Origin of the sequence: Phenylobacterium sp. (genome assembly GCF_036963605.1) — a bacterium.
Taxonomy (GTDB): Bacteria; Pseudomonadota; Alphaproteobacteria; order Caulobacterales; family Caulobacteraceae; genus Phenylobacterium.
Genome location: NZ_JBALUY010000040.1, coordinates 1 through 23543, shown reverse-complemented (window position 1 = coordinate 23543; position 23543 = coordinate 1). Strand labels below are relative to the sequence as shown.

18 protein-coding genes are annotated in these 23543 nt (G+C 67.7%); 7 read left to right on the top strand and 11 right to left on the bottom strand.

Going from position 1 to position 23543, the window contains the following annotated elements; translation table 11 throughout:
- The 5 genes from gspD to V7702_RS09360 all read right to left on the bottom strand — a co-directional run bounded on the left by gspD (window position 1) and on the right by V7702_RS09360 (window position 8206).
- Entirely contained in the window at window positions 1–2034 is a 2034-nt protein-coding gene (gene gspD / locus V7702_RS09380; protein ID WP_335649849.1) for a type II secretion system secretin GspD, read from the bottom strand.
- Window positions 2031–2834 (bottom strand): type II secretion system protein N, encoded by an 804-nt coding sequence (locus V7702_RS09375; protein WP_335649848.1) that lies wholly within the window; start codon window positions 2832–2834, stop codon window positions 2031–2033. The genes gspD and V7702_RS09375 overlap by 4 nt, the downstream gene beginning before the upstream one ends.
- A gap of 174 nt (window positions 2835–3008) precedes the next feature.
- Window positions 3009–5597, bottom strand: coding sequence for a TonB-dependent receptor domain-containing protein (locus tag V7702_RS09370; RefSeq protein WP_335649847.1), 2589 nt, complete (start codon window positions 5595–5597; stop codon window positions 3009–3011).
- A 73-nt stretch (window positions 5598–5670) separates the two neighbouring features.
- Complete coding sequence (locus V7702_RS09365; RefSeq protein WP_335649846.1) at window positions 5671–7152, bottom strand: hypothetical protein; 1482 nt, start codon at window positions 7150–7152, stop codon at window positions 5671–5673.
- A 301-nt stretch (window positions 7153–7453) separates the two neighbouring features.
- Window positions 7454–8206 (bottom strand): potassium channel family protein, encoded by a 753-nt coding sequence (locus V7702_RS09360; RefSeq protein WP_335649845.1) that lies wholly within the window; start codon window positions 8204–8206, stop codon window positions 7454–7456.
- 296 nt (window positions 8207–8502) lie between these two features.
- Between V7702_RS09360 and V7702_RS09355 the strand changes: the two genes are divergently transcribed.
- Window positions 8503–9702: a mechanosensitive ion channel family protein gene (locus V7702_RS09355; RefSeq protein ID WP_335649844.1), complete on the top strand. Its 1200-nt coding sequence runs from the start codon at window positions 8503–8505 to the stop codon at window positions 9700–9702.
- On the top strand, window positions 9702–11087 hold the full coding sequence (otsA, locus tag V7702_RS09350) for an alpha,alpha-trehalose-phosphate synthase (UDP-forming) (protein WP_335649843.1): 1386 nt from the start codon (window positions 9702–9704) through the stop codon (window positions 11085–11087). Before V7702_RS09355 ends, otsA begins: the two co-directional genes overlap by 1 nt.
- Before the next feature lie 9 nt (window positions 11088–11096).
- Here the strand turns inward: otsA and V7702_RS09345 are convergent, their stop codons facing one another.
- The 4 genes from V7702_RS09345 to putA form a co-directional block, all read right to left on the bottom strand.
- A complete protein-coding gene (locus V7702_RS09345) occupies window positions 11097–12353 on the bottom strand; it encodes an SLC13 family permease (RefSeq protein ID WP_335649842.1) in 1257 nt (418 codons plus the stop codon).
- 107 nt (window positions 12354–12460) lie between these two features.
- Window positions 12461–12955: a RidA family protein gene (locus V7702_RS09340; protein ID WP_335649841.1), complete on the bottom strand. Its 495-nt coding sequence runs from the start codon at window positions 12953–12955 to the stop codon at window positions 12461–12463.
- 44 nt (window positions 12956–12999) lie between these two features.
- Window positions 13000–14580: a flavin monoamine oxidase family protein gene (locus V7702_RS09335; RefSeq protein WP_335649840.1), complete on the bottom strand. Its 1581-nt coding sequence runs from the start codon at window positions 14578–14580 to the stop codon at window positions 13000–13002.
- Window positions 14581–14732: 152 nt separating this feature from the next.
- Window positions 14733–17813 (bottom strand): bifunctional proline dehydrogenase/L-glutamate gamma-semialdehyde dehydrogenase PutA, encoded by a 3081-nt coding sequence (gene putA, locus V7702_RS09330; protein ID WP_335649839.1) that lies wholly within the window; start codon window positions 17811–17813, stop codon window positions 14733–14735.
- A 104-nt stretch (window positions 17814–17917) separates the two neighbouring features.
- On the opposite strand from putA, the gene V7702_RS09325 reads away from it, so the two are divergent.
- A complete protein-coding gene (locus tag V7702_RS09325; protein WP_335649838.1) occupies window positions 17918–18379 on the top strand; it encodes an Lrp/AsnC ligand binding domain-containing protein in 462 nt (153 codons plus the stop codon).
- A 10-nt stretch (window positions 18380–18389) separates the two neighbouring features.
- On the opposite strand, the gene V7702_RS09320 is transcribed toward V7702_RS09325, so the two are convergent.
- Entirely contained in the window at window positions 18390–18866 is a 477-nt protein-coding gene (locus V7702_RS09320; RefSeq protein WP_335649837.1) for a hypothetical protein, read from the bottom strand.
- Complete coding sequence (locus V7702_RS09315; RefSeq protein WP_335649836.1) at window positions 18863–19462, bottom strand: response regulator; 600 nt, start codon at window positions 19460–19462, stop codon at window positions 18863–18865. The genes V7702_RS09320 and V7702_RS09315 overlap by 4 nt, the downstream gene beginning before the upstream one ends.
- A gap of 400 nt (window positions 19463–19862) precedes the next feature.
- Between V7702_RS09315 and V7702_RS09310 the strand changes: the two genes are divergently transcribed.
- The 4 genes from V7702_RS09310 to V7702_RS09295 all read left to right on the top strand — a co-directional run.
- Window positions 19863–21830 carry a methyl-accepting chemotaxis protein gene (locus V7702_RS09310; protein WP_335649835.1) on the top strand — a complete coding sequence of 656 codons (1968 nt, stop codon included), beginning with the start codon at window positions 19863–19865 and terminating at the stop codon, window positions 21828–21830.
- 44 nt (window positions 21831–21874) lie between these two features.
- Window positions 21875–22174, top strand: a complete 300-nt coding sequence (locus V7702_RS09305; RefSeq protein ID WP_335649834.1) for an STAS domain-containing protein — start codon at window positions 21875–21877, stop codon at window positions 22172–22174.
- Window positions 22171–22536 (top strand): response regulator, encoded by a 366-nt coding sequence (locus V7702_RS09300; protein ID WP_293316234.1) that lies wholly within the window; start codon window positions 22171–22173, stop codon window positions 22534–22536. The genes V7702_RS09305 and V7702_RS09300 overlap by 4 nt, the downstream gene beginning before the upstream one ends.
- A 48-nt stretch (window positions 22537–22584) precedes the next feature.
- On the top strand, window positions 22585–23543 hold a 959-nt coding region (locus V7702_RS09295), incomplete at its 3' end, for an Hpt domain-containing protein (RefSeq protein WP_335649833.1).

The following is a 23543-nucleotide window of genomic DNA, read 5'->3' as shown; positions in this document are numbered from 1 at the left end:
TTAGAGGCCCGGCGAGGGCGGCGGAGGCGGAGGCGGAGGCGGCAGGGCCGTGATCGGCTCGGCCTGCATGTAGTCGCGGACCAGGGCGTCGAGATTGCTCAGGCCGTCGGGGCTGCGGGCCAGTTCCCGGTCGCGGATATAGGCGTAGCGCGGCGCGGTCAGGGCCTGGGCGTCGGCGGCGCTTTCGATGATCGTCGGGCGGATGAAGACCATCAGGTTGCGCTGGACGTTCTGGCGCGAGGTCGCCTTGAACAGATTGCCCACCACCGGGATGTCCCCCAGGATCGGCGTGCGCTCGACGGTGGTGCGCTCATTGCGGTCCAGCAGGCCGCCCAGGACGACAATGGCGCCGTCATCCACCGCCACGGTGGTCTCGATGGAGCGCTTGTCGAGGATCAGCTCGTTATAGTCCTCGCTCACCGGCCCGGCGATGCTGGAGACCTCCTGGCGCAGGAACAGCGTGATGGCCCCCCCGGCGTTGATCTGCGGCTTCACGTCCAGCTGGATACCCACATCCTGCCGCTGGACGGTGCGGAACGGGTTGCTGTTGGAGTCGCCGAGCACCTCGCCGGTGGTGATCGGAATCTCCTGGCCCACCAGGATGGTGGCCTCCTGGTTGTCCAGGGTCATCACCGAGGGGGTGGAGAGCAGGTTCGAGGTGGTGTCGTTCTTCACCGCATTGATGATGAAACCGAACAGGGCGTCGCCGCTGCGGCCATAGCCGCCGGTGATCATGCCCCGGGCGCCCAGCAGGGAGTCCATGGCCGTCTGGCGCAGGGCTGCGAGAGCCGCGGAATCCTCGGGCAGGTTCGCCTCACCGGCCGCCGCCCCGGCCAGGGCCAGGAGGTTCGGCGCGGCGTTGGAATAGTTGGTGGCCGAGAACGGGATGCTGGAGCCGTTGATCCCGGCCAGGGCGAACTGGACGCCCAGCTGCTGGGCGGCGTTGTCGGACAGCTCCACCACAACGGCCTCCACCAGCACCTGGCGGCGGCGGGTGTCGAGCTGGCGGATCACCTCGCCCAGCACCCGCTGGGTGTCGGGATCGGCGGCGATGACGATGGCGTTGGCGCCGGGATAGCGCGCGATATTGGCGCGGCGTCCGCCCCCGCCCGCCGTCGCGGTCTGGTCGCCAGCGGCGGCCGTGGGCGTGGTCGCGGCCTCGTCGTTGCCGCCCTGGGTCGGGGTCTGACCGACCAGTTGCTGCAGCACCGGCACGAGCTGTTCAGCATTGGCGTGCTGCAGGTTGATCACCCGTACGTCGCCGCTGGTTTCGGCCCGGTTGTCGAGATCGCGCACCAGGTCCAGAAGCGGGCGGACGGCCTCGGGCTCGCCGCGCAGGATCAGGGAATTGCTGCTCTCCACCACCACCAGGGAGACGATGCCGTTGCGGGCGCCCGGATCGGCGCCGGGGGGATTGAGCACCTGGTTGACCACGCTGGCGATCTCCCGGGCCGAGCTGGAGCGCAAGGTGACGGTTTCGGTCAGGGTGCGGTCCTGGTCCACCTGGCCCAGCAGGCTGCGGATGCGGGCCAGGTTGTCGGCATAGTCGGCGACCACCAGCAGGTTGCCCCGCGGGCTCGGCATGATCACGCCCTGGCGCCCGATCAGGGGCTTTAGGGTTTCGGCGGCCGAGACGGCGTCGATATTCCGCAGCCGGAAGACCTGCGTGGAGAAGCCATAGCCGCCTCCGCCGCTGAGGCTGGAGGGTTGGGCCGCCGCGCCCTCCTCGGGCGTGATGCGATAGACCCCGGCCCCAGCCGGCACGGCCACCAGGCCGTTAGCGCGCAGGGTCGAGAGCATGACCTCGAACAGCTCGTTGCGCGAGAGGGGCTCGTTGCTGCTGATGCTGACCTTCCCCTGGACCCGCGGGTCGATGATGAAGGTCTGGCCGGTGGCCCGGGCGACGTCCTGGATGAAGACGCGGATATCGGCGTCCTGCAGGTTCAGGGTCTGCTGCTGCGCATAGGCTGCGGGCGCCGGCCCGAGGCTCGCGCCGGCGGCCAGAAGGATGGCGAGGGCGATCAGTCTCTTCACGGGGCAGCCATCCGCAGTCGAGTGTTCATGACCTGGCCGCCGCGCTCATAGCTCAGGTCCACATGGGTGGCGGCGGCGAGAATCTGGGGCAGTTCGCTCATCCGCTCGCCGTTGAGCTCCGAGCCGTCGATGGTGAGCAGGACGTCGCCGGGCTGAAGGCCGGCCCGGGCGAGGATGGCCGCCCCCTGGGCGCCCCGGGGCGTGACCGTATAGCCGGCCGACCGGCCCTCGCGCATCCGCGGCGCCAGGGCCAGCGCCGCCATGAGCTGGGCGCCGGTATAGTCCGGCGCTGCCTCCGAGGCGGCGGCGACGGGCGAGGATGGGGTCGGCGGAACATAGGCGCCGCCGCTCGGCGTTGGGAAGCCGATGCGACGACGATTGGCGCCCTGGCGCACCACCACATGATCGTCAGCCACCTCGACCAGGGTAATCCCGTCAGGCCCCTGCTCGCCGATGAAATAGAGGGTCTGGGCGCCGCCGGGGGGGCCGAGAATGGCCGAGGCGCTCGCCCCGCCCGCGCGCAATCCATAGAGCTGAAGATCGGAGCCCGTCGTCACGGGGGCGTCTGACGGCCCGCCCAGGCGGAAAAAGGGATCGAACCGGGCCAGGATTTCGGTCTGGGCGGAGGCGTCTGCCCCGCTCGTCGGCGCGACGCCGAAGGGACCGGCGGGCGGTGCGACGACAATCCAGACCAGCCGCGCAGCCTGCACGGCGAGCAGGAGAACGAGGGCGATCTCCACCAGCCCCAGGAGGGTGCGGGGCTGCAAGGCGACGCCGTGACGAACGGCGGCAAGGTTCACAGGAGAATCTCCGAAGTCCCTGGGATGGTGGGCTGGGCCGGCGGCCGCATGCCCGTCGGGGCCTTCATGTAAACTTTCGATGACAGGTCCGTGACAGCGCCGGGGTTTGATGACGCTTTGCCGCAGGCCCGTTCGATCAGGCGAAGGCGACCGCTGGCCGCCTTCGCCCTGTCGTCAGAAGCGGGTCGAGAGGCTGACCGAGTAGCTGCGGCCAAGCTCGTAGTTGTTCAGGATCACCTTGTCGCCGCCCTGGGTCTGGAATTCGTCGAACTCCTCGCCCAGCAGGTTGCGGGCCTCGAGGCCAAGGGTGAATTCCGGGCCCCAGATTTGGAACTTCTGGCGGAAGTTGAAATCCAGGGTGACACCGGGCTCCTGCAGGAAGTCCGCCGCGCCGGCCCCGCCGCGGGCGGTAGTCCGCTCGCTGGCGTAGTTGGCCAGGATGGTTGCCTGGGTGGCGCCGTCCAGGCTTTCGAAGCCGAACTGGAGGTTGGCGATGTGCTCCGACGTGCCCTGCAGTCGGCTGCCGTCGATCACGAAGTTCTCGGCCGGCGCCGGCTGGCCCAGGCCCGTGAGCGGGAAGACGATATCGCCCTCGTCCACCTGCACTTCGGCCTTGGTCCAGGTGTAGTTGGCGCCGATCAGCCAGCGCTTGTCGTCCACCCAGTTCATGCCGAACTGGGGTTCGAAGAACTTCTTAAACTCGGCCTCGACCCCGTAGAGCACGGCCTTGGGCGCGTTCAGGAAGGTCTGCTGCAGGCCGCCGCCGGTCTCGTTGACGATCGACTCGATCGGCTTGTCGATGTCCTTGTAGAAGGCGCCGATGGTGGCGAACTGGCCCCGCTCGAAATAGCGCTCGTAGCGGATGTCCAGGTTCAGCAGCTCGCTGTCCACCAGGTACGGGTTGCCGATGAAGGTGCGGTCCGATTCCGGGTCGAGATAGAGCTGCGGCGCCTGTTCGCGGAACTGCGGACGGGCGATGGTCTTCGACGCCCCGAACCGGAGCTGCTGGTCCTCGGCGAAGTTCCAGGTGACCGTGGCGGCGGGCAGGACATAGTCGTTGTTCAGCTCGACGCCCAGCGGCTGGTTGGCCGAGAAGAGATCCAGCGCCCGGACGAACTGCTCGGCTTCCTCGTAGCGCACGCCAAGGCTGGCGCGCACGGCGGGGAGGACTTCGCCTTCGGCCTGCACATAGACCGCATTGGTGGTCAGCTTGGCCTCATAGGCGGCCGCGCCTTCCGAGCCCGTCACTTCCCGGAGGAAGAGGCCGTTGGGACCGATATTGTAGTCCGAATAGAGGAAGTCGATCCGCTGCTGCTGGAAGGCCAGCGACGGGGTCTGGTCCATGGTGAAGCGGAAGACCCGGGTCACGGAGTCGCGCTCATTCTCGTAGAAGGCGTAACCGCCGGACACCGTCAGATCGACGATCAGCGGATTGTCGAGGCGATAGCGAACATCGACGCCGGCCCCGTAGGTGGTGTCTTCCAGCTCGCTGAACCGGATGAAATTCGCGTCCGACTGGGGGTTATGATAAAAAGTGTCGGCGATCCGGCGATAGCGGGTCTGCGTCTCATAGGGCGCATCACGACGGGTCTGGGCATAAGACCCGCGCCAGTCGATTTCCAGATCCCCAAAGGTGTGCTCGCCGGTCAGCTGGCTGTTGAACAGCTCGCGCTCGTACCAGGCGGTGTAGTCGTCCCGGATGAAGTTGCTGGAAAGCGTGCTTTCGCCCTCAACCGAGCGGGCTTCCTTGGTGACGTTGCGGACGTAGAAGTTGGTCCACTGGAACTTGTGATCGTCGAGGTCGAGGGCGAGGCTGCCCAGGCCATGCCACTCGACATCCATTTCGGTCGAGTTGGAGATCAGGTCCTCGGTGATCGACAGGCCGCCAAGGCTGACCACGCCGGCCTGCTGGACTGCGCGCTTGGTCTCCCAGCTGCGGTCGTAGCCGCCGACGGCGATGACGCCCAGCGAACCCCAGTCGTAGTTCCAGCGCGAGCCGGCGGAGAGGCCGAAGCTGCCATTGATCGGCACGTCGTTGGTGGACTGCAGCAGGCGGACATTGGCGTTCTGGAAGCTGCGCCCCATGGTCGCCAGGGTGGCTGCGTCGAAATTGCTCTGGTCGATCCGTTCACCCGTGGCGATGCCAGCGGCGATGGCGGCCGGGACATCACGGGTGCCGTCGTCAAAGCCGGTGAGATCGGACTCGCCGCCGAAATAGGTCAGGCCCTGCTTGAGCGAGGTCTCGTCATTGGCGCCGAGGCTGAAGCTGAGCGCCAGGAAGGGCTCGTCCGGCACGCCGACGGTGCGCAGGTCGATGACGCCGCCGCCGAACTCGCCCGGATAGTTGGCCGAATAGGTCTTCTGGACGTTCACGCTGGCCAGAATGCCGCTGGGGAAGAGGTCGAGCGGCACCACCCGCTGCAGCGGCTCGGGGCTGGGGAGCGGCGAGCCGTTCAGCAGCGCCGAGGAGTAGCGCTCGCCGAGACCACGGACGTAGACGAACCGACCGCCGACCACGCTGAGGCCGGTCAGGCGGGTCAGGGCCTCGGCCGCGGTGCCGTCGCCCTGGCGGACCAGGTCGTCGGCGGTGACGATCGAGGCGACCTCGGCCGTCTCGCGCATCACTTCAGGGATGTAGCGGCCGCGAACAACCAGTTCCTGAACCTCGGCCCCGTCAGAGGCGGCCTGGGCGGATACCACCGCCGGCGCCATCAGCGCCGTGGTGCAGAGAAGGAGGCCCGAGAGGGGGCGGAGCATATTCATGGAAGGTCGCCTTGGTTGTCGACGGACGCGAAGAGAAAGGGGGCGGCCCAAGGGCCGCCCCGTTCCGGCTCGATCAGCAGTTGCTTCCGCTGGCCAGACCGCAGGTCCAGCCCTGCCACCAGGTGTCGCTCGCATCGCGAACGGCGCCGACATAGTTGGTGGTGTCGAAGAAGGCGTAGATCGTCTTCGGGTCGGTGGCCGTCGCGGCGGTTTCATTGGCGCCGTTGACGAAGCCGTTCAGGGTCGAGGTGTGGCTGGCGTTGTTGTTCGTGCCGGCGGCGAAGAGCGCCTGGGTCGCCGCGCCGTCCACGTCGCTGTCGGCGCGGAAGGCCGTGGCGCAGGAGAACAGCACCGAGTCCCAGCGGGGGGCGGCAGCGACGGTGGAGGGGGTGTCCACGTCCAGACAGGCCGTGGCCGGATTGGCCGACACGTGGATGCCGTTCACGAAGCGACCGCCGGTGCCGGTGTTCAGCAGCTGGATGTCGCCGGCGCCGGTGCGGCCCGAACCGATGACCGTGTAGTTGGCGAACTTGGGCTGCGAGTTGTAGGCGGCCTGCACGCCGACCGAGCTCTCTTCGAAGCCGCGGTCGCCGCCATTGGCCCGCTGGCGAACGATCAGGTACTGGATCCCGCCGCGCCAGCCTTCATCGGTGTCCACGCTGTCGTCGTCGGCGCCGGTGATCACGACGTGCTTCAGATTGGCCGTGCCACCGAAGAACTCCATGCCGTCGTCCGAGCCGTTATGGACCTGGATGTACTCCAGGGACGTGCCCGCGCCGACGCCGTTGAAGGTGATGCCGTTCAGCTCACGGTTCGGCTGGATTTCGAAGCCGGCATAGCGGACCTGCACGTAGCGCAGACGACCGGAATTGTCGTTCGGGCTGTTGCCGCCGTAGAGCGCCACGCCGCCTTCGAAGGTGGCCACGCAGTTGATGTTCGGCGGCGTCGTGCCGGCCGGGCAGGAGGCGATCGGGGCGCGGCCCGAAATCACCAGGCCGCCCCACTGGCCGATGGAGTCGGCGCCGGTGGTGCCTTCGATGTTCTGACGGCTGGTCAGGATGATCGGGTTGGTCGAGGTGCCCTCGGCGAAAATCTGCGAGCCGCGCTGGACGTTAATGTAGTCGAGGCCCGCCGAACCGAAGATGCGCACGCCCGGCTCGATGGTCAGCACGCCTTGCTGGGCGCCGGCGACCGGGTTCGCCGGATCGGCGCCGCGGTCATCGCCCACATCGGTGCGGCCGCTGATCGAGTAGATGGTGCCGGCGCGGGCCGGGACGACCAGGTTGCCGGTGATCTTGGAGGGCAGCTGGCAGTTGCGCAGGGTGCCGTTCAGGATGATGCCGACATTGGTGAAGCCCGTCGGGCAATCGGCGGCGGCCTGACCGGTGCCGGGGTCGGGGTTCGGATTGGGGTTCGGGTTCGGGTTGGTCGTGGGCGGCGGGAAGGCGCCCTCGCCCGGCGAGGCGACATTGTCGGCGCCGCCGCCGCAAGCGGCCAGGGCCATGGCGCTGATCGACATGATCAGCAGGTTTCTGAGGGTGGTGGTGCCGGTCATCTTGATCTCCGCCGTGGCGATGAATTGCGCAGGCGCCGGCTTTCCCCAGATCCCACCTTGAGACCTGAACGCCCGCTTGCCCGACCGCCGTTCTAGGTAGGCTGCGTGACAGGTCGCGAACGGATATATGACAGTTCTATGCTGACCCAGACGTGCGACATCTGAGCCACGGTTGGGATCAAGCTACTGATTAAATGAATATTTTTCTCACCTCGGCCGCTCAGCGGTTTCGATTAACGCTTGCCGAAATCTGGGCGGTCCACAGGGAAAAAGGAGATTTGTCGCGCGGGGCGCGACAATCTCATTCCTCGTTGGGAATGTTGAGGAGGGTTCCGCAGGCCTTGCAGTGCACGGCGTCGGGATCATGCCGCATAAGGCCGCAGACCTGGCAGGTGTGGCGCACCTTGTAGGGCCGGAACAGGGCCTGGGCGAACCGGACAAACAAGGTGATCCCGGAGATCATGATGACGATCGACACCAGCCGGCCGGTAATGCCGGGCAGGATAATGTCGCCATACCCGGTGGTCGTGAGCGAGGTGATGGTGAAGTAAAGGGCGTCGATATAGCCGCTGACCCCGCCCTCATCGCCCACATAGATGGTGTAGACGAAGCCGGTGGCCACGAAGACGAAGGTGAGCAGGGTGGCGGCCGCCCGGATCACATCCTCCCAGCGGGTGTCGTCGAACCGGTGCCCCACCGTCTCCCAGAAGAAGTCACTGTGAAACAGGGTCCAGATGCGCAGCACGCGCAGGAAGGCCAGGTTGATCAGCACCGTCGGGAATAGCAGCGTCAGCAGGACAAACAGGTCGATCATCACGATCGGCCGCTGGATCCAGGACTTCAGGCTTCGCCAGGCCAGGGCCCGGGCGATCATGTCCACGGCCAGGATCGCCGCGACCGTCAGATCCAGGGGGAGGAAGGCGCGGGACTCACGCAGGAACGGAGCTGCGATGAAGAAGGTGATCAGCGCGAGGTCCACGCCGATCACCGCCAGCCGGAAGCGCACGGCGCCGGGGGACTCGCCGTGATAGAGCGAACGCAGACGAGCGCGCATCCGCCAGAACGCGCGTTTCCGCTCCGAAGGTTTGGCGTCCGACGCGGTCAAGCGGCCCGCGCGTCTGTGCAGTTCGTCGCCAATGCTGTCGCCTTTCCCGCCGGGTCATCACAGGTCTGTGAGACGCCGCCTTCCGAGGCCGCGCCCATGTTAGCTCTAGCCGAGAGCGCCCCGCAGACTGAACCGATAATGCGCAGGGGCCTTAATAGATCGGCGGCCTGAGGTCGATCGGCGGGCGCCCGGCGCGCCTCGGCCGCCGCGACCCGATTAGGCAGAACAGACAAGGAGGCCCCGGCGTGGAGGTCAGCACAGCAAGCGAACAGGTCATTCTCGGATTTCGCGAGAGCTGGAATGCGCTGCTGCGCCTGGGGCCCGGCGCCCTGGCCCTGAATATCGCCCTGTCGGTCCTGGTGATCATCGCAGCGGTGGGCGCAGGCCTCCTGGTGCGCCGCCTGTTGAAACGGGGCGTGCGCGCCATGCCCGGGCCGGCCGACGCCGAGAAGACCATCCGCACCCGGCGGGTGACCCAGGTGACCTGGGCGGCGTTCGAGACCGGGCTGGTCCTGGCGGCCTTCTTCACCCTAGCCGCCATCTGGGGCTTCGATCTCCTGGGCTGGCTGACCGCAGGCCTTGGCCAGCAGGTGGTGGAGAGCGTCGTCCGCATCGCCGTCCTGGCCGTCGCCACCTTCGCGGCCGCCGAGCTGGCGACCCTGCTGGTCAACCGCCTGCTGGCGCGCATGGCGGCGCGCAAGGAGGCCGGCGTGCGCCGCGAGGCCCAGTTGAACACCATCGGCCCGCTCCTGCATGGAGTGGCCCGCGGCGTCATCATCATCATCGGGCTGATGATGATCCTGGCCGAGGTGGGTCTCGAGATCGGGCCGCTGCTGGCCGGCGCCGGGGTGATCGGCCTGGCCATCGGCTTTGGCGCCCAGACCCTGGTGAAGGACTTCCTCACAGGCATCTTCCTGATCTCGGAGGATATCGTCGCGGTGGGCGACGTGGTCGAGATCGCGGGCTCCAGCGGCGTGGTGGAGCAGATGACCATCCGAACCATCCGCCTGCGGGCCCTGGACGGCACGCTGCATGTCCTGCCCTATGGCGAGGCGCAGATCATCCACAACATGACCAAGGTCTTCTCCTATCACGTCATCGAGCTGGGGGTTTCCTATGAGTCGGACATCGACAAGGCCTTCGAGGTGATGACCCAGGTGGTGGAGGACATGCGGGCCGATCCCGACCTGTCGCCCCGCATCCTGGAGCCCCTCGAGGTCATGGATGTCAGCGAACTCGCCGACAGCGGCGTTGTCCTGCGGGCGCGGATCAAGACTCCGCCCGGCGCCCAGTGGGGAGTCGGCCGCGCCTTCAATCGCCGGATCAAGACGGCCTGGGACGCCGCCGGCGTCGAAATCCCCTATCCGCACATGCACCTTGTCATGCCGCAGCCGGCCCAGATTGCGCCGCAGCCGGACGAGCAACCGCCGGAGGCCAAGGCCTGATGCCCCGTCTCGTCGTCATCTCAAACCGTGTGAGTCCGCCCAGCGATGTCGGCGGCGGCACGCAAGGGGGGTTGGCCATGGCCCTGGCCGCCGCCCTGCGGGAGCATTCGGGCATCTGGTTCGGCTGGAGCGGCCAGACCACCGACATCTATACCGGGCAGGTCGGGGTCCAGCGGGCCGGCGGGGTGACCGTCGCCACCATGGATCTCGAGGAGCAGGACGTTCAGGAGTATTATAACGGCTACGCCAACAAGACCCTGTGGCCGTTGTTTCACCACCGCGTGGACCTGACCGCCTATGAGCGCTCGTTCGGCGAGGGCTATGCCCGGGTCAACGCCCGCTTCGCCGAAACCGTCCTGCCACTGATCGAGGAAGACGACTTCGTCTGGGTCCATGACTACCACCTGATCCCGCTCGCTCAGGAACTGCGCCGGCGTGGAGTAAAGAACCGGATCGGCTTCTTCCTCCACATCCCCTGGCCGGCCCGCCACTTGATCACCACCCTGCCACGCCATCCTCAACTGGTGGAGGCCCTGTTCGCCTACGACCTGGTGGGCTTTCAGACCAACGACTCCCTGGAGGCTTTCGAGGACTATGTGCTGCATGAGGCCGGCGGCTCGGTGGGGGAAGACCACCGCCTGAGCGCCTTTGGCCGCACCGCCGACTTCGGCGCCTTTCCCATCGGCATGGACGTCACCGAGTTCACCGCCGCCCTGGAGCAGGACACCGCCAAGGCCGAATATGCCCGCATGCAGACCAGCATGCTGGACCGCCAGATGATCATCGGCGTCGATCGACTGGACTATTCCAAGGGACTGGAGGAGCGCTTCCTCGCCTACGAACAGTTCCTGCATGACAATCCCGACCTGCACGAGAAGGTCTTCCTGCTGCAGATCGCCACCCCCAGCCGCGAGGATGTCGAGGCCTATCAGGAAATCCGCGGACGGCTGGACGGGGTGTCGGGACGGATCAACGGGGCCTTCTCCACCGTCGATTGGGTGCCGATCCGCTATGTGAACCGGGGCTATCGCCGCGACCAGCTGGCCGGCATCTATCGCGCGGCCAAGCTTGGCCTGGTCACGCCCCTGCGGGACGGCATGAACCTGGTGGCCAAGGAATATGTCGCCGCGCAGGATCCGGAGGACCCCGGCGTGCTGATCCTGTCTCGGTTCGCCGGCGCCGCCGAACAGATGGGCCAGGCTCTGATCGTCAATCCGTTCAGTCGCGAGGATGTCTCCGACGCCATCCTGCGGGGGCTGGCCATGCCCCTTGAGGAACGACGGCGGCGGTGGGAGATTCTGATGGCCGACCTCAAGACCACCGATGTCTCGGCCTGGCGCGATGCCTTCGTCTCGGCCCTGATGAGCGGTGAGCGCGCGACCTAGATTTCCGGCCTAGAAGGGGAACATCTTCGGGATCACCCAGACGGCGACCGCTCCGGTAATGACGTTCAAGGGCAGGCCGACGCGGACAAAGTCCATATAGGAGTAGCCGCCGATCTGCTGGACGATGGCGTTGGTCTGGTAGCCCACCGGCGTGGCGAAGGAGGAACTGGCCGCCATCATCACCGCCACCACGAAGGGGCGCGGGGCGACGCCGAGATTCTCCGCCAGGCCGATGGCCAGGGGGGTGATCAGCACCGCCACCGCGGCGTTGGACATGATTTCGGTCAGAACCGATGTGGCGATATAGATGATGGCCAGGGCGGCGATCGGACCGAGCGGCTGGGTCCAGAGGGCCATCATGTTGGTGGCCTGGAAGGCGAGGCCCGTCTTGCCCAGGGCTTCGCCCACCACCAGCATGCCGCCGATCATCAGCAGGACCTGGGGCCGAAGCCCCGAATAGGCCTGATCCGGCTTCATCACCTGGAAGGCCAGCAGCGCCATGGCCCCGACAAAGGCGACGACCGCGATCGACAGCCCCCCCGCCGCCGCACCCAGGACGAAGGCGAAGACCGTCACGCTGATCAGGGCCGGCGCCAGCTTCAGGGGCGGGGCGATCTCCTCCAGGGCCGGGGTCGTCTCGGCTGCGTCGCTGTCGTTGCCGGGCAGCAGGCGCGGCGCGACAAAGGCGAGATAGAGCGCGCCGACCGCCGCGACGCAGAGGCCGACGCCGGTGATTTCGAACAGGGTGAAGGGCGCCAGGTGCTGACGCCTGGCCATATCGTCCACCAGCAGGTTGGTGGACGTGCCGATCAGGGTGCAGGCGCCGCCCATGATCGAGGCGTAGGACAGGGGGATCAGCAGCCGCTTGGGGGAGATGCCCAGCCGCTTGGCCGAATCCTTGATGACCGGCGCGCCCAGGATCACCAGGGGCGTGTTGTTCAGGAAGGCCGACAGGGTGCCGCACAGGGTGATGATGATCGGCGCCGAGGCGGCCCCCATCCGGTCGGTCATATTGGCCGCCGAGCGAATGATCACGCCCATGACGCCGGTGACGTCCAGCGCCCGGGCGATGATGAACAGCGAAGCGAGCGCCACCAGGGCGGGGCTGGCCAGCCCGCGGCCCAGGTCCTCCAGCGACACCACCCCCAGGCCCAGCAGGGTCGCCGCGGCCGCCATGGCCGCCACGTCGGCGCGAATCCTGTCGCTGAGCAGGGCGACGACGACCGCGGCCAGGACAGCCAGGGTGGCGAGCTGTTCGAAATTCAAGAAGGACCTTTCCCGGGAGTGCGGCGCCGCGCCCGCACCATCCTGTGGCGCCGTTGACCTTGGCCGATCCTAGAGGCGGCCCGGGGTTCGGGGAAGGGCCGGCGAAGCTAGTCGGGCTTGACCGCCGCCTGCACCTCGATCTCCACCATCATACCCGGCGCCACCAGGGCGGCGACCTGCGAGGTGATCCGCGCCGGGCGGTTGGGCTGCTCGGCGCTGGCGAAGAACTGGCGATAGCCTTCCATCATGCCGGCGAAGTCCATCTTTCCGTCCAGGGCCGGGTCGCCCACCAGCAGGACGCGCATCATCACCACGTCGCCCATGGTGGCGCCCTGGCCTTCCAGGATGCCCTTGATGCGATTGAGCACGCCGATCGTCTGGGTCTTGGTGTCGCCGAACTCCCGGGGAGTCCCCTCAGGCGCGCCTTCGTTGGTGACGGGCGGCGTGATGCCGCTGACATAGATCATGTCATAGCCGGCCGGCACCACCACGGCGCTGGCGATGGGCGAGGCTTCGGCGCCGATGCGCTTGATCTCGGCGGCGGCCGGGCTGGCGGCCAGGGCGGCGAGAGCGGCGGCCAGAAACAGTGTGGTCGGGCGCATGGGCGTCTCCTTGGTGTTGGTTTTCATTGAAGCCTGAAAGCGCCCTAGGACGCGAGGGCTGCGCTCTTGGTCTGGGCGGCGAGCGTCCTGATCGTGCGATGGGCCGACAGCACGGCGCCTTCCTGCCAGCCCGGCATCTGGCTGAGATGGGCGCCGGTGAAGTGGAACGGGCCGTCGGGCTGGTTGAGCAGGCGATAGGCCGGCATGTCCATATGGCCCTCCTGTCCGCCGTGGCCTTCCCAGTCGGGCCAGGGGCCCAGGTTGTGCGGGATCTTGCTCCAGTTGACCACTACGGGCTTGGCCAGGTCGCCCTCATGGCCCGGATGCACCCGGCCGACCGCGGCGCGGGCGGTGGCGATCTGGGTCTCCATCGGCAGGTCGGCGAAGGCCTTTGCGCCTGGCCCCGAGCCATAGCAGGCCAGCAGCATGCCGCGCTCGGTATGCAGGCCGTTGCTCGGATACCAGATCAGCGAGGTGTCGCCGCCGACCCAGGAGATGCCGCCGAAGATCTGCGCTGCCTCCCAGAACCGTGGGGCCTCGAAGCCGATCTTGTTGGAATAGGCGTTGGGCACGCTTGCTACGGCGGCCTTCACCGGCGTCGAGAAGTCAGACGGGATGCCCGCCAGGATCGCCAGGGGAATGGTGATGATCGCAAAGTCCGCGGCCAGGACCTGCTCCGCGCCGCCGGCCTGCCGATAGGCCACCTGGACGCCGTCCGGCGTCCGGGCGATGCGGCCCACCAGGGCTTTGCGCAGGATGGGGCTGGTGATGGCCCGCTCGAACCCCGCTACGATCTGGTCCATGCCGCCCACCGGCTGGAACATGGTGGCCTGCATGTTGATATTGTCCTCGAACAGGGTCGCCCGAAGCTGAGGATTGGCCAGAAGGTCCCGCAGAGGGACCGGCGGGCGGCGCTGGCTGAACTGGTCGGCGGCGCCGGGCGCCTGGGCGAAGCCCGACCGCTCCGTACCCTGGAAGCTCATATCCTCCGACAGGTCGCCATAGGCCCGCAGGAAGGGCAGCAGCTTTTCCTTGTCGGCCAGGGTCAGCTCAGCGTCCAGGGCGCCCTTGTTGATCGCCTTGGCCAGCAGTTCGGAGACATGGCCGCGGGTGTCGTTAACCCCCTGGCGCAGCTGGATCGGCTTGCCACCGTGGGCGCCCTCCCCCCACAGATAGGCGCTGCGGCTGACATTGATCTCCACCTCCAGCGGCACGCCCAGCTTGCGGCAATAGGCGAGCAGGCCCTCGTGGTGGCTGGGAATGCGGGCCGGCCCCGCATTCATATAGACGTCCTTTTCGAAGGTGACGGTCTGGTCGGCCTCGCCCACCATCTCGACCTTGTCGCCGCCGCGCAGGGTCCAGTTTCGGCCGCCGATCCGGTCGCGGGCCTCCAGGATGGTTACGGAGAACCCGGCCCGCTCCAGCTCATAGGCGCTGACCAGGCCTGCGATCCCCGCCCCCAGGATCACCACCCGCCGTCCCTGGCCCAGATCGGGAGACAGGGCCGGGGCGGCGGTGGCGGCCTCAGCGGCGTTCAGCCCGAGCGCGGTCATGGCGCCATAGGCCGCGCCCAACCCGCCCACGGCCCCCAGGCGATGCAGAAACAGCCGCCGACTGACACTCATGACTCGACCCCCGACCAACGCTCGTCGGAGCTAGAGCGTCGGCGCCCCGGCGGCTTGGCAAGGCGCGACGGCGCGCAGGGCGATGACTCCGACGAGAGCGCGCGGATTGACGGCGATTGGGGGCTGAGCGCGCCCGAAATCTTCGCAGACGCTCAGAGGTTGAGCAGGGCCGGGTCGCCTCCTTGGGCGGCGATATTGACGCTCAGGGCACGCTCCACGGCGTAGCGGGACAGGGCGTTGGGGCCGCCCGCCTTGGGGCCTGTGCCCGACAGGCCCTCGCCGCCGAACGGCTGAACGCCGACCACGGCGCCGGTCATGCCGCGGTTCACATAGGCGTTGCCCGCCGGGACCAGCTCACAGATCCGCCGCGCAAACGATTCGATCCGCGAATGCACCCCAAGCGTCAGGCCGTAGTTCAGGTCCGCCAGCTCCCGGGCGATCGATTCCAGCTCGCCGGCCTTGTAGCGCACCACGTGCAGGATCGGACCGAACACCTCACGCTCCAGGAAGCCTGGCCGGGGAATCTCCGCCAGAACAGGCCCGAAGAAGGTCCCGCCGCCCGGCGCGTCCAGCCGATGCAGGATCTTCGCCTCCCGAGCCAGACGTTCGGCGTGGACTTCCAGGGCCTGGCGGGCCTCGGCGTCGATGACCGGGCCCACATCGGTGGCCGGATCGGCCGGATCGCCGAGGACGAGGGCGTCCATCGCCCCAATCAGGCCCTGGATCAGCCCATCGGCGGTCTCGGCCGGCAGGAAGAGGATGCGCAGGGCGGAGCAGCGCTGCCCCGCCGAGCCGAAGGCCGAGAGTATGACGTCGTCGATCACCTGCTCGCGCAGGGCGGTGGTGTCGACGAACATGCCGTTCAGGCCGCCGGTCTCGGCGATGAAGGGGACGATGGGCCCCCGCCGTTCGGCCAGGGCGCGGTTGATCGCCCAGGCGGTCTCGGTGCCTCCCGTGAAGGCGACCCCGTCGCAACCCGGATGGGCTGTCAGGGCGGCTCCCACCTCGGCGCCAGGTCCGGGCAGCAGGGCCAGGAGTTCGGGGGGCAGGCCGGCGCAATAGAAGAGCCGCACCGCCTCGGCGGCGATCAGCGGGCTCTGTTCGGCCGGCTTGGCCAGCACGGCGTTGCCGGCCGCGAGCGCCGCACAGATCTGGCCGGTGAAGATGGCGAGCGGGAAGTTCCAGGGGCTGATGGCGACGAACACGCCACGCCCACGCAGGGCCAGGGTGTTGGTTTCCCCGACCGGGCCATCCAGCACCTGCGGGGCGCCGAACCGGGTCTCGGCCAGATGAGCGTAGTAGCGACAGAAGTCGACGGCCTCACGCACCTCGGCGATGCCGTCGGCCAGGGTCTTGCCGGCTTCCACGACGCACAGGGCGATCAGGCGATCGCGATCGGCCTCGAGCGCGTCGCCCATGGCGCGAAGCACCTTGGCCCGCCCCGCCCCGCCCAGGGCGTCCCAGGCCGGCTGGGCCTTGCGGGCCGCGGCGAAGGCGGCGTCGATGTCGGCTGGGCTCGCGGCGACCACATGACCCGCCAGCCGACCATGATCGGCCGGACTGTAGAGGGACTGCGCCTCCCCCGCGCCCCGCAGCCGCCCGGCGACGACCGGGCCGGCCGCGACGGGCTGGAGCCCGCGGGCTGCAGCAGCCAAGTCACCGGCGGTCTGGTCGATGCTCAGATCCGGCCCATGGGAATTGGTCCGCGCCGCGCCATAGATGTCGGCGGGCGCCGGGATCTTCGGATGGCGTCCCGGTCCGCTTTGCGCGATTTGGGCCAGGGGGTCGGCCACCACCTTCTCCACCGGCACGCGCTCATCCAGGAGGGCGTGGACGAAGGAGGTGTTGGCGCCGTTCTCCAGCAGGCGGCGGACGAGATAGGGCAGCAGGTCCTCATGGCCGCCCACCGGCGCATAGGCCCGCAGGCGCAGCGGCGCCTCTGCTTCGGCGGCGGCGTAGAGCGCCTCGCCCATGCCGTGCAGGCGCTGGAATTCGATGGCCACGCCGGCGTCGGCGGCCATCTTGCGCACGGCAGCCAGGGAATGGGCGTTGTGCGTGGCGAACTGCGCGTAGAGGTGCGGGGCCGAAGCGATCAGGGCCTTGGCGCAGACCAGATAGGACAGGTCAGTGGCCGGCTTGGTGGAATAGACCGGATAGTCCGTGCGGCCATTGACCTGGGCGCGCTTGATCTCGGTGTCCCAATAGGCGCCCTTGACCAGCCGGACCATCAGGCGGCGGCCGCTGTCCTTGGCCAGTTCGGCCAGAGCCTCGATCACCTGCGGGCAGCGCTTCTGATAGGCCTGGACGGCGAGGCCCAGACCCTGCCAGTCGCCGAGTTCCGGCTCCCGCGCCAACCGGTCCAGCAGCTTCAGGGATAGGACCAGGCGATCAGCCTCCTCGGCGTCCAGCGTCAGGTTCAGGTCATGGCGGGCGGCCAGGACCGCCAGCCGCTTCAGACGCGGGTAAAGCTCATCCCACACCCGCGCCGCATGGGTCGCCTCATAGCGCGGGGAGAGCGCCGAGAGCTTGACCGATATGCCATGGCCGGTCTCCGGCCCCTGGCCGCGATGGGCCTGGCCGACGGCCTCAATGGCCTGGGCGTAGGCGGCCTCGTACCGGCCGGCGTCGGCGGCGGTCCGGGCGCCCTCCCCCAGCATGTCGAAGGAGCAGAGATAGCCTTCGGTTGCGGCGCGCTTCAGACCAGCTTCGATGTTCCGTCCGAGCACGAACTGTTCGCCCATGATTCGGACCGCCTGGCCGACGGCGGCGCGGATCACCGGCTCGCCGAGCCGGCCCGTGAGGCGCCGCAGGAAGCCCCCCAGATCGCGCTGCGCCTCGTCATCCACCTCCACCAGCCGCCCGGTGAGCATCAGGCCCCAGGTCGAGGCGTTGACGAACAGGCTGTCGGACTTGCCGAGATGGGCCGCCCAGTCGGCCGAGCCGATCTTCTCGGCGATCAGCCGGTCACGGCTGTCGTCGTCAGGGGTTCGCAGCAGGGCCTCGGCCAGGCACATCAGCGCCAGGCCCTCGCGGGTGCCGAGGCTGAACTCCTGGAGGAAGCTCTCGACGACGCCCTGGCGGTCAGCCTTGCGCCGGGCCGTGCGCACCAGCGCCTCGGCCTGACTGCGGATGACGGCCTGATCGGCGGGACCGAAAGGCGCCGCCGCCAGCAGGGCGCTCACCGCCGTGGGCTCATCAAGATACTTGCCGGCGTCCAGCTCGTCCCAGTTCACCGCAACCTCCGTTAGCACTTTCCCTTCGATGTAACGTTGCCATAGGCGAATGTGCTTCGTAAGTTTGGCATTACCACCGAATATTAGTGCAACTGAGGTCGTATTTGCCGAATATTGACGAGACGGACCTGCGCATTCTGCGGCTGTTGCAGGCCGATGGGCGCATCACCAACCAGGCTCTGGCGGCCCGCTGCCACCTGTCGCCCGCCGCCTGCCACGAGCGGGTCCGGCGGCTGCGGGAGGCGGGAGTCATCCAAGGCTATGCCGCCCTACTCGATCCCAAGGCGATCGATCGCGGCCTGCTGATCTTCGTCGAGGTCCAGCTGGACCGCACCACCGGGGATCTGTTCGCCGAGTTCGCCGCCGCCGCCCGCGCCGCCCCGGAAATCCTGGAATGCCACATGGTGGCCGGGGGCTTCGATTATCTGATCAAGGCCCGGGTCGCCGACATGGAGGCCTATCGCAGCTTCCTCGGCGAAGTGCTGGTGCAGATGCCAGGCGTCCGCGAGACCCGCACCTACGCGGTGCTGGAAGAGGTGAAGAACACCGTCCGCCTGCCGCTATAGGGCGGCCCGATCAGTCGGTGGACAGGATGGCGTGGCGCTCGCGCACCCGCCGCAGACCATCGAGCACCGGCTCGGTCACCTCGCCAGAATCAGCTGGCAGATTGCGCAGCAGCCTAAGCGCCTGGATGTGCACGCCGACCCCCTCCCGATCGAGCTTGCCCGTCGTGCGCAGGCGGTCGAGGAGGTCGCAAAGGCTGTGGGCGGCGTTCTCCAGGGCGTCAAGACCACAGAGGCTGGGCAGACCGATCAGCCGCACGGCAGCTTCATAGTGCTCGGCCAGCAAGACGTCATCGAAAGCCTCGCCATAGCGGCGGTAGATCGCTTCCACCTGCGCCAAGCCCTCATCCAACTGAGGCCAGGCCTCCGCCTGCAGGCCGTCCAGATTGGCCTCAGCTCTTTCCACCGCGTCGACCACGGTGAGGCCGCCGGGCTTTCTCAGCATGCCGGCCAGGGCGTATTTGGGGCGGTGGATGCGGACCGAACTCACAGGGACACCTTCCGGGCGGCGAAGAGACCATCGACCTGGTCCTGGCTCATGTTCGGCTCCTGGGCCAGGCCAACCTCGGGGGGCAGGTCGTCGCGACGGCGGGGCTTGCCGTCGGGCGGGCCCTCGTTCTTATGCCGCCGATCAGGACCCACATAGGCGTCGCACTCGATGAATGGCCGGCTCTCGCGGGCGATCCACAGGATGCGCTCGAGCATGACCACGGGGGTCAGGGGCTTCTTGACGATGTAGTGGGCCCCGCAGTCCCGGGCCTTCTGGACCATCGAGACGGGGGTGTGAGCGGCGGTGACCACCACGGGCGCGAAACTGTTCGGCTCGCCGCCCTGACTGCGCAACCATGAGACAAATTCATAGCCCTCGCCGGCCGGCGAGAGGGCGTCGGCGATGATCAGGTCGATATTGTTTTGCCGCACCACGTCCTGGGCCTCCTCGACGGTGTTGCAGCGGTAGAGCGACTTTGCGCCCAGGCCCGTCACGATCTGCACAAGGATGTCCATCCCCATGCCGTTCGCCTCCAGCATCAGGATGGAGGCCTTCTCCAAATTGAAGCGGCCGCGGGAGTTGGGTTCGAGAGCCATAAGGCGCTCCAGGGGAAAACCGGCCGCAGGGACCGCGACCGCAGGGCGAACTCAAGGCGTCAACCCACGCATGAGGGGACACGCACAGCCGTTAAGAAACTCCTTCTGCGATGGTTAAACTGGAGCGGGTATTCCCACGGCCCACACGTGTCCGGCCCGTCAGTGGCGCCTCGCGCGCCAGAATGTCGCAGACCTGCGCGCCCCTTACAGATCAAGGCTTGAACAACGTTATGGAACAAAATTTGGAGCCCGAGTAACGCTTTCTTCAGCGGTCAAGCCTGTTCTCTCACCAGAGTTAATGGGCGCGCTTTGGACCTCCCTCCGCCAACGCCCATCCAAGGCCAGTGTACGGGCCGAAACCTGTCGCTCCGCCATGGTGGCGCGCGAACCGAAGACTGGGATGGCTGACGTGTCGTTCAACGACTGGAAAATTTCGCACAAGCTCGCTGCGGGCTTCGCCCTCATGGTGCTGGTGATCGCTGGCACCGGCGCGGCCACCTTTTACAATATGAGCCGGCTCACGGCGGCGCGGACCGACTACAGCAAGTCAGAAGCAGCCATCACCCTGGCGACTCAGGCGGGCTTCCTTCTAGCGCGCCAAGAGAACAGCTTTCGCGGATATCTGATCGGCCTTGATCCCTTCTATCTCGAGCGGGCTGACACCCACCGGGCGAACTTCGGCAAGACGCTTGAAGAGTTGGAGGCCCTCGTGGCCGACGAGCCCGACAAGGTCGCTCAACTGGAGAGCGCCCGCACCGCCGCCGACGCCTGGTACGTTCAAGTTGTCCAGGGCGGCGCGGCCTTGGCCGCCAACCCCATGACCTATCAAGACGCCACCGACATGATCGGCCCTGACGGCATGGCCGACGGTCTGATGAGCGCCGCCGAAGACCCGATCGACCTGGTTACCGAGGCTGAAGCTGAGTCCGTCGAGATCATGCAGGCCAGACTCTCGACGATCAACAGGCAGACCACGCTGATACTTATGGGGGCCTTGGCCGCAGCGGCCCTCGTCGCTGTCCTGCTTGGATGGGCGCTCTCCAAAGCGATCGGCACGCCGATCGGCGCCATGACCAACGCCATGCGCCGCCTGGCCGAGGGCGATTCTTCCGTCGAGGTGCCGGCCCGCGGCCGCAAGGACGAAGTCGGCCAGATGGCCGAGGCTGTCCAGGTCTTCAAGGACGCCGCCATCGAGAAGACCCGCCTGGAGAACCAGACCGACGAACAGCGCCGCGCCACTGAGGCCGAGCGCGCTCGCAACGAGGCCGACCGCGCCGCCGCGGCCCAGGAGCAGGCCAAGGTCGTCGCCGGCCTGGCCGCCGGCCTGGATCATCTGGCCCGCGGAGACCTGACCTTCCGGATCAACGAACCCTTCCCGACCGACTATCTGAAGCTGCGTGACGACTTCAACGCCGCCATCGGCCAGTTGCAGGAGGCCATGTCTGTGGTCGCCGTCAACGTCCGGGCCATGCGCTCGGGCGCCGGCGAGATCAGCCAGGCCGCCGACGACCTGTCGCGCCGTACGGAGCAACAGGCCGCCAGTCTGGAAGAAACCGCCGCGGCCCTGGATGAGATCACCGCCACGGTCCGCAAAAGCGCCGAAGGGGCCAAGCAGGCTTCCAGCGTCGTCGCCACCTCGCGCGGCGACGCCGAGAAGACCGGCCTGGTGGTCGGCGACGCTGTCGACGCCATGAGCGAAATCGAAAAGTCCTCCGAGCAGATCACGCAGATCATCGGTGTGATCGACGAGATCGCCTTCCAGACCAACCTGCTCGCCCTCAACGCCGGGGTCGAGGCCGCCCGGGCCGGCGACGCTGGTCGCGGCTTCGCGGTCGTCGCCTCCGAAGTCCGGGCCCTGGCCCAGCGTTCGGCCGATGCGGCCAAGGAGATCAAGGCCCTGATCAGCGCCTCCTCCCAGCAGGTCGCCCAAGGGGTTGGCTTGGTGGGCCAGACCGGTGAAGCGCTCAAGCGCATCGTCTCCCAGGTCGCCGAGATCGACAGCCTCGTCTCGGAGATCGCCGCCTCGGCTCAGGAGCAGGCCACCGGCCTGCACCAGGTGAACACCGCGGTGAACGAAATGGATCGCGTGACCCAACAGAACGCCGCCATGGTCGAGGAAACCACGGCTGCCAGCCACTCCCTGGCCACCGAAGCCGAAAGCCTCTCGCAGAGCGTGGGACGCTTCAACATCGGCGCCGCCGGCGAACCGGCCAGGACCCAGCCCGCCCAACGGCCGGCGCCGAAGGCTTCGCGCGGCGAAAGCTTCGCCAATCGCCATACGACGCAGATGAAGACGACGTCTCGCGAAGGTTCAGCCGCCCGCAAGCCGGAACCGGCCGCCGAGAGCGAGGGGTGGGAAGAGTTTTAAGAATTTTCATCTTAACTCGACCTGGTCATTAGGGGGAAAGCCGGATGTCTGAAACAGACACGAACATCGCCGAGGTAAGTCTCTGCCAGGTGCTCGATCTCCAGGCCGCTGAGCCGCTTCGCGCAGAGCTGATGGCTCTGCGCGGGCGCCCCCTGCACATGGACGCGTCCCAGGTCAGCCGGCTGGGCGGGCTCTGTCTGCAGGTCCTGCTTTCGGCGCGGGTGAGCTGGGCGGAAGACGGATTGCCTCTGCGCATTGAGCAGGCCTCCGAAGGTTTTCTTGAACAACTGGCCGCCTTCGGCGCGCCGCAGATCGACTTCGAACCCGAGGGGGCAAACCTGTGAACAAGACCGTTCTGACCATCGACGACTCTCGCACCATGCGTGAAATGCTCAACATGGCCCTGGTGCAGGCCGGCTACCGCGTGATCCAGGCGGTCGATGGGGTGGAGGGCCTGGAGGTCCTGCGCGCTGAAGGCGCCGATGTGGTCATCACCGACATCAACATGCCGCGCATGGACGGTTTCGGCGTCATCGAAGGCGTGCGGGCCGATCCCGCTCACCGGGCGACCCCGATCCTCGTCCTGACCACCGAGAGCGACGCGACCAAGAAGGAGCGGGCCCGGGCCGCCGGGGCCACCGGCTGGATCGTCAAGCCGTTCAATCCGACCAAGCTGGTGGACGCCATTCGCCGCGTCGCCGCCTAGGCGCAAGCCTGCGCCGACCCAAGCCAGCCCTGACCCCGGAGCGACCCTGTGGACCCATTTGAGAGCATCAAGGCGACCTTCTTCCAGGAGTGCGACGAGCTGCTGACCGACATGGAGTCGGGACTGCTCGCCATGGAAGCCGGCGACGATGATTCCGAGACGATCAACGCGGTCTTCCGGGCGGTCCATTCGGTCAAGGGCGGGGCCGGCGCCTTCGGTCTCGACGAGCTGATCCGCTTCGCCCACATCTTTGAGACCGTGCTGGACGAGATGCGCTCCGACCGGCTGGGTCTGACCGATGAGGTCGCCAAGGTTCTGCTGCGCGCCTCCGACGTGCTGGCCGACCATGTGGCCGCCGCCCGCAGCGGCGGGTCGGTGGACGAAGGCCGCACCCTGGGCATGATCGCCGACCTGCAGGGCCTGATCGATCAGGAACGCGCCGCCGAGCTTGGCCTTGACGGCGACGGCTCCGACGACGGTGCTGATGAAGATTTCGGCTTCGTGCCGATTGTCCTCAGCCTGGATGAACCCGCCGCCGAGGCGCCTGAGGTCGATCTGGCCGCTCTGATGGCCGCCGCCGCGGAGCCGAGCGATGGGGCGCCCGTGCCCACAACCGCCGCCGCAGCCGCAGCCTGGCTTGTCACCTTCCGGCCCAAGTCCGAGATGTACGCCAAGGCCAACGAGACCGCCCTGGTGCTGCGCGAACTTGCGCGCCTGGGCGAGGTCGAGGTCGTGGTCGACACCGCCGCCGTGCCGCCCCTGGACCAGCTGTCTGCCGAACAGGCCTATCTCTCCTGGACCATCCGCCTCCTGGGCGAGGCCACCGAATCCGAGGTGCGCGAGGTCTTCGAATTCGTCGAGGACGACTGCGAACTGACCATCCGCCGGGAGGGCGAGGCCGAGGCGCCGAGCGCCGATCCGGTCGAAGACGACCTCGAGAGCGACGCTCCGGCGAGCGCCGTGGAGGCCGCTGCGGCCGCCCCCCTCGACCTCGAGGCCCTGTTGGC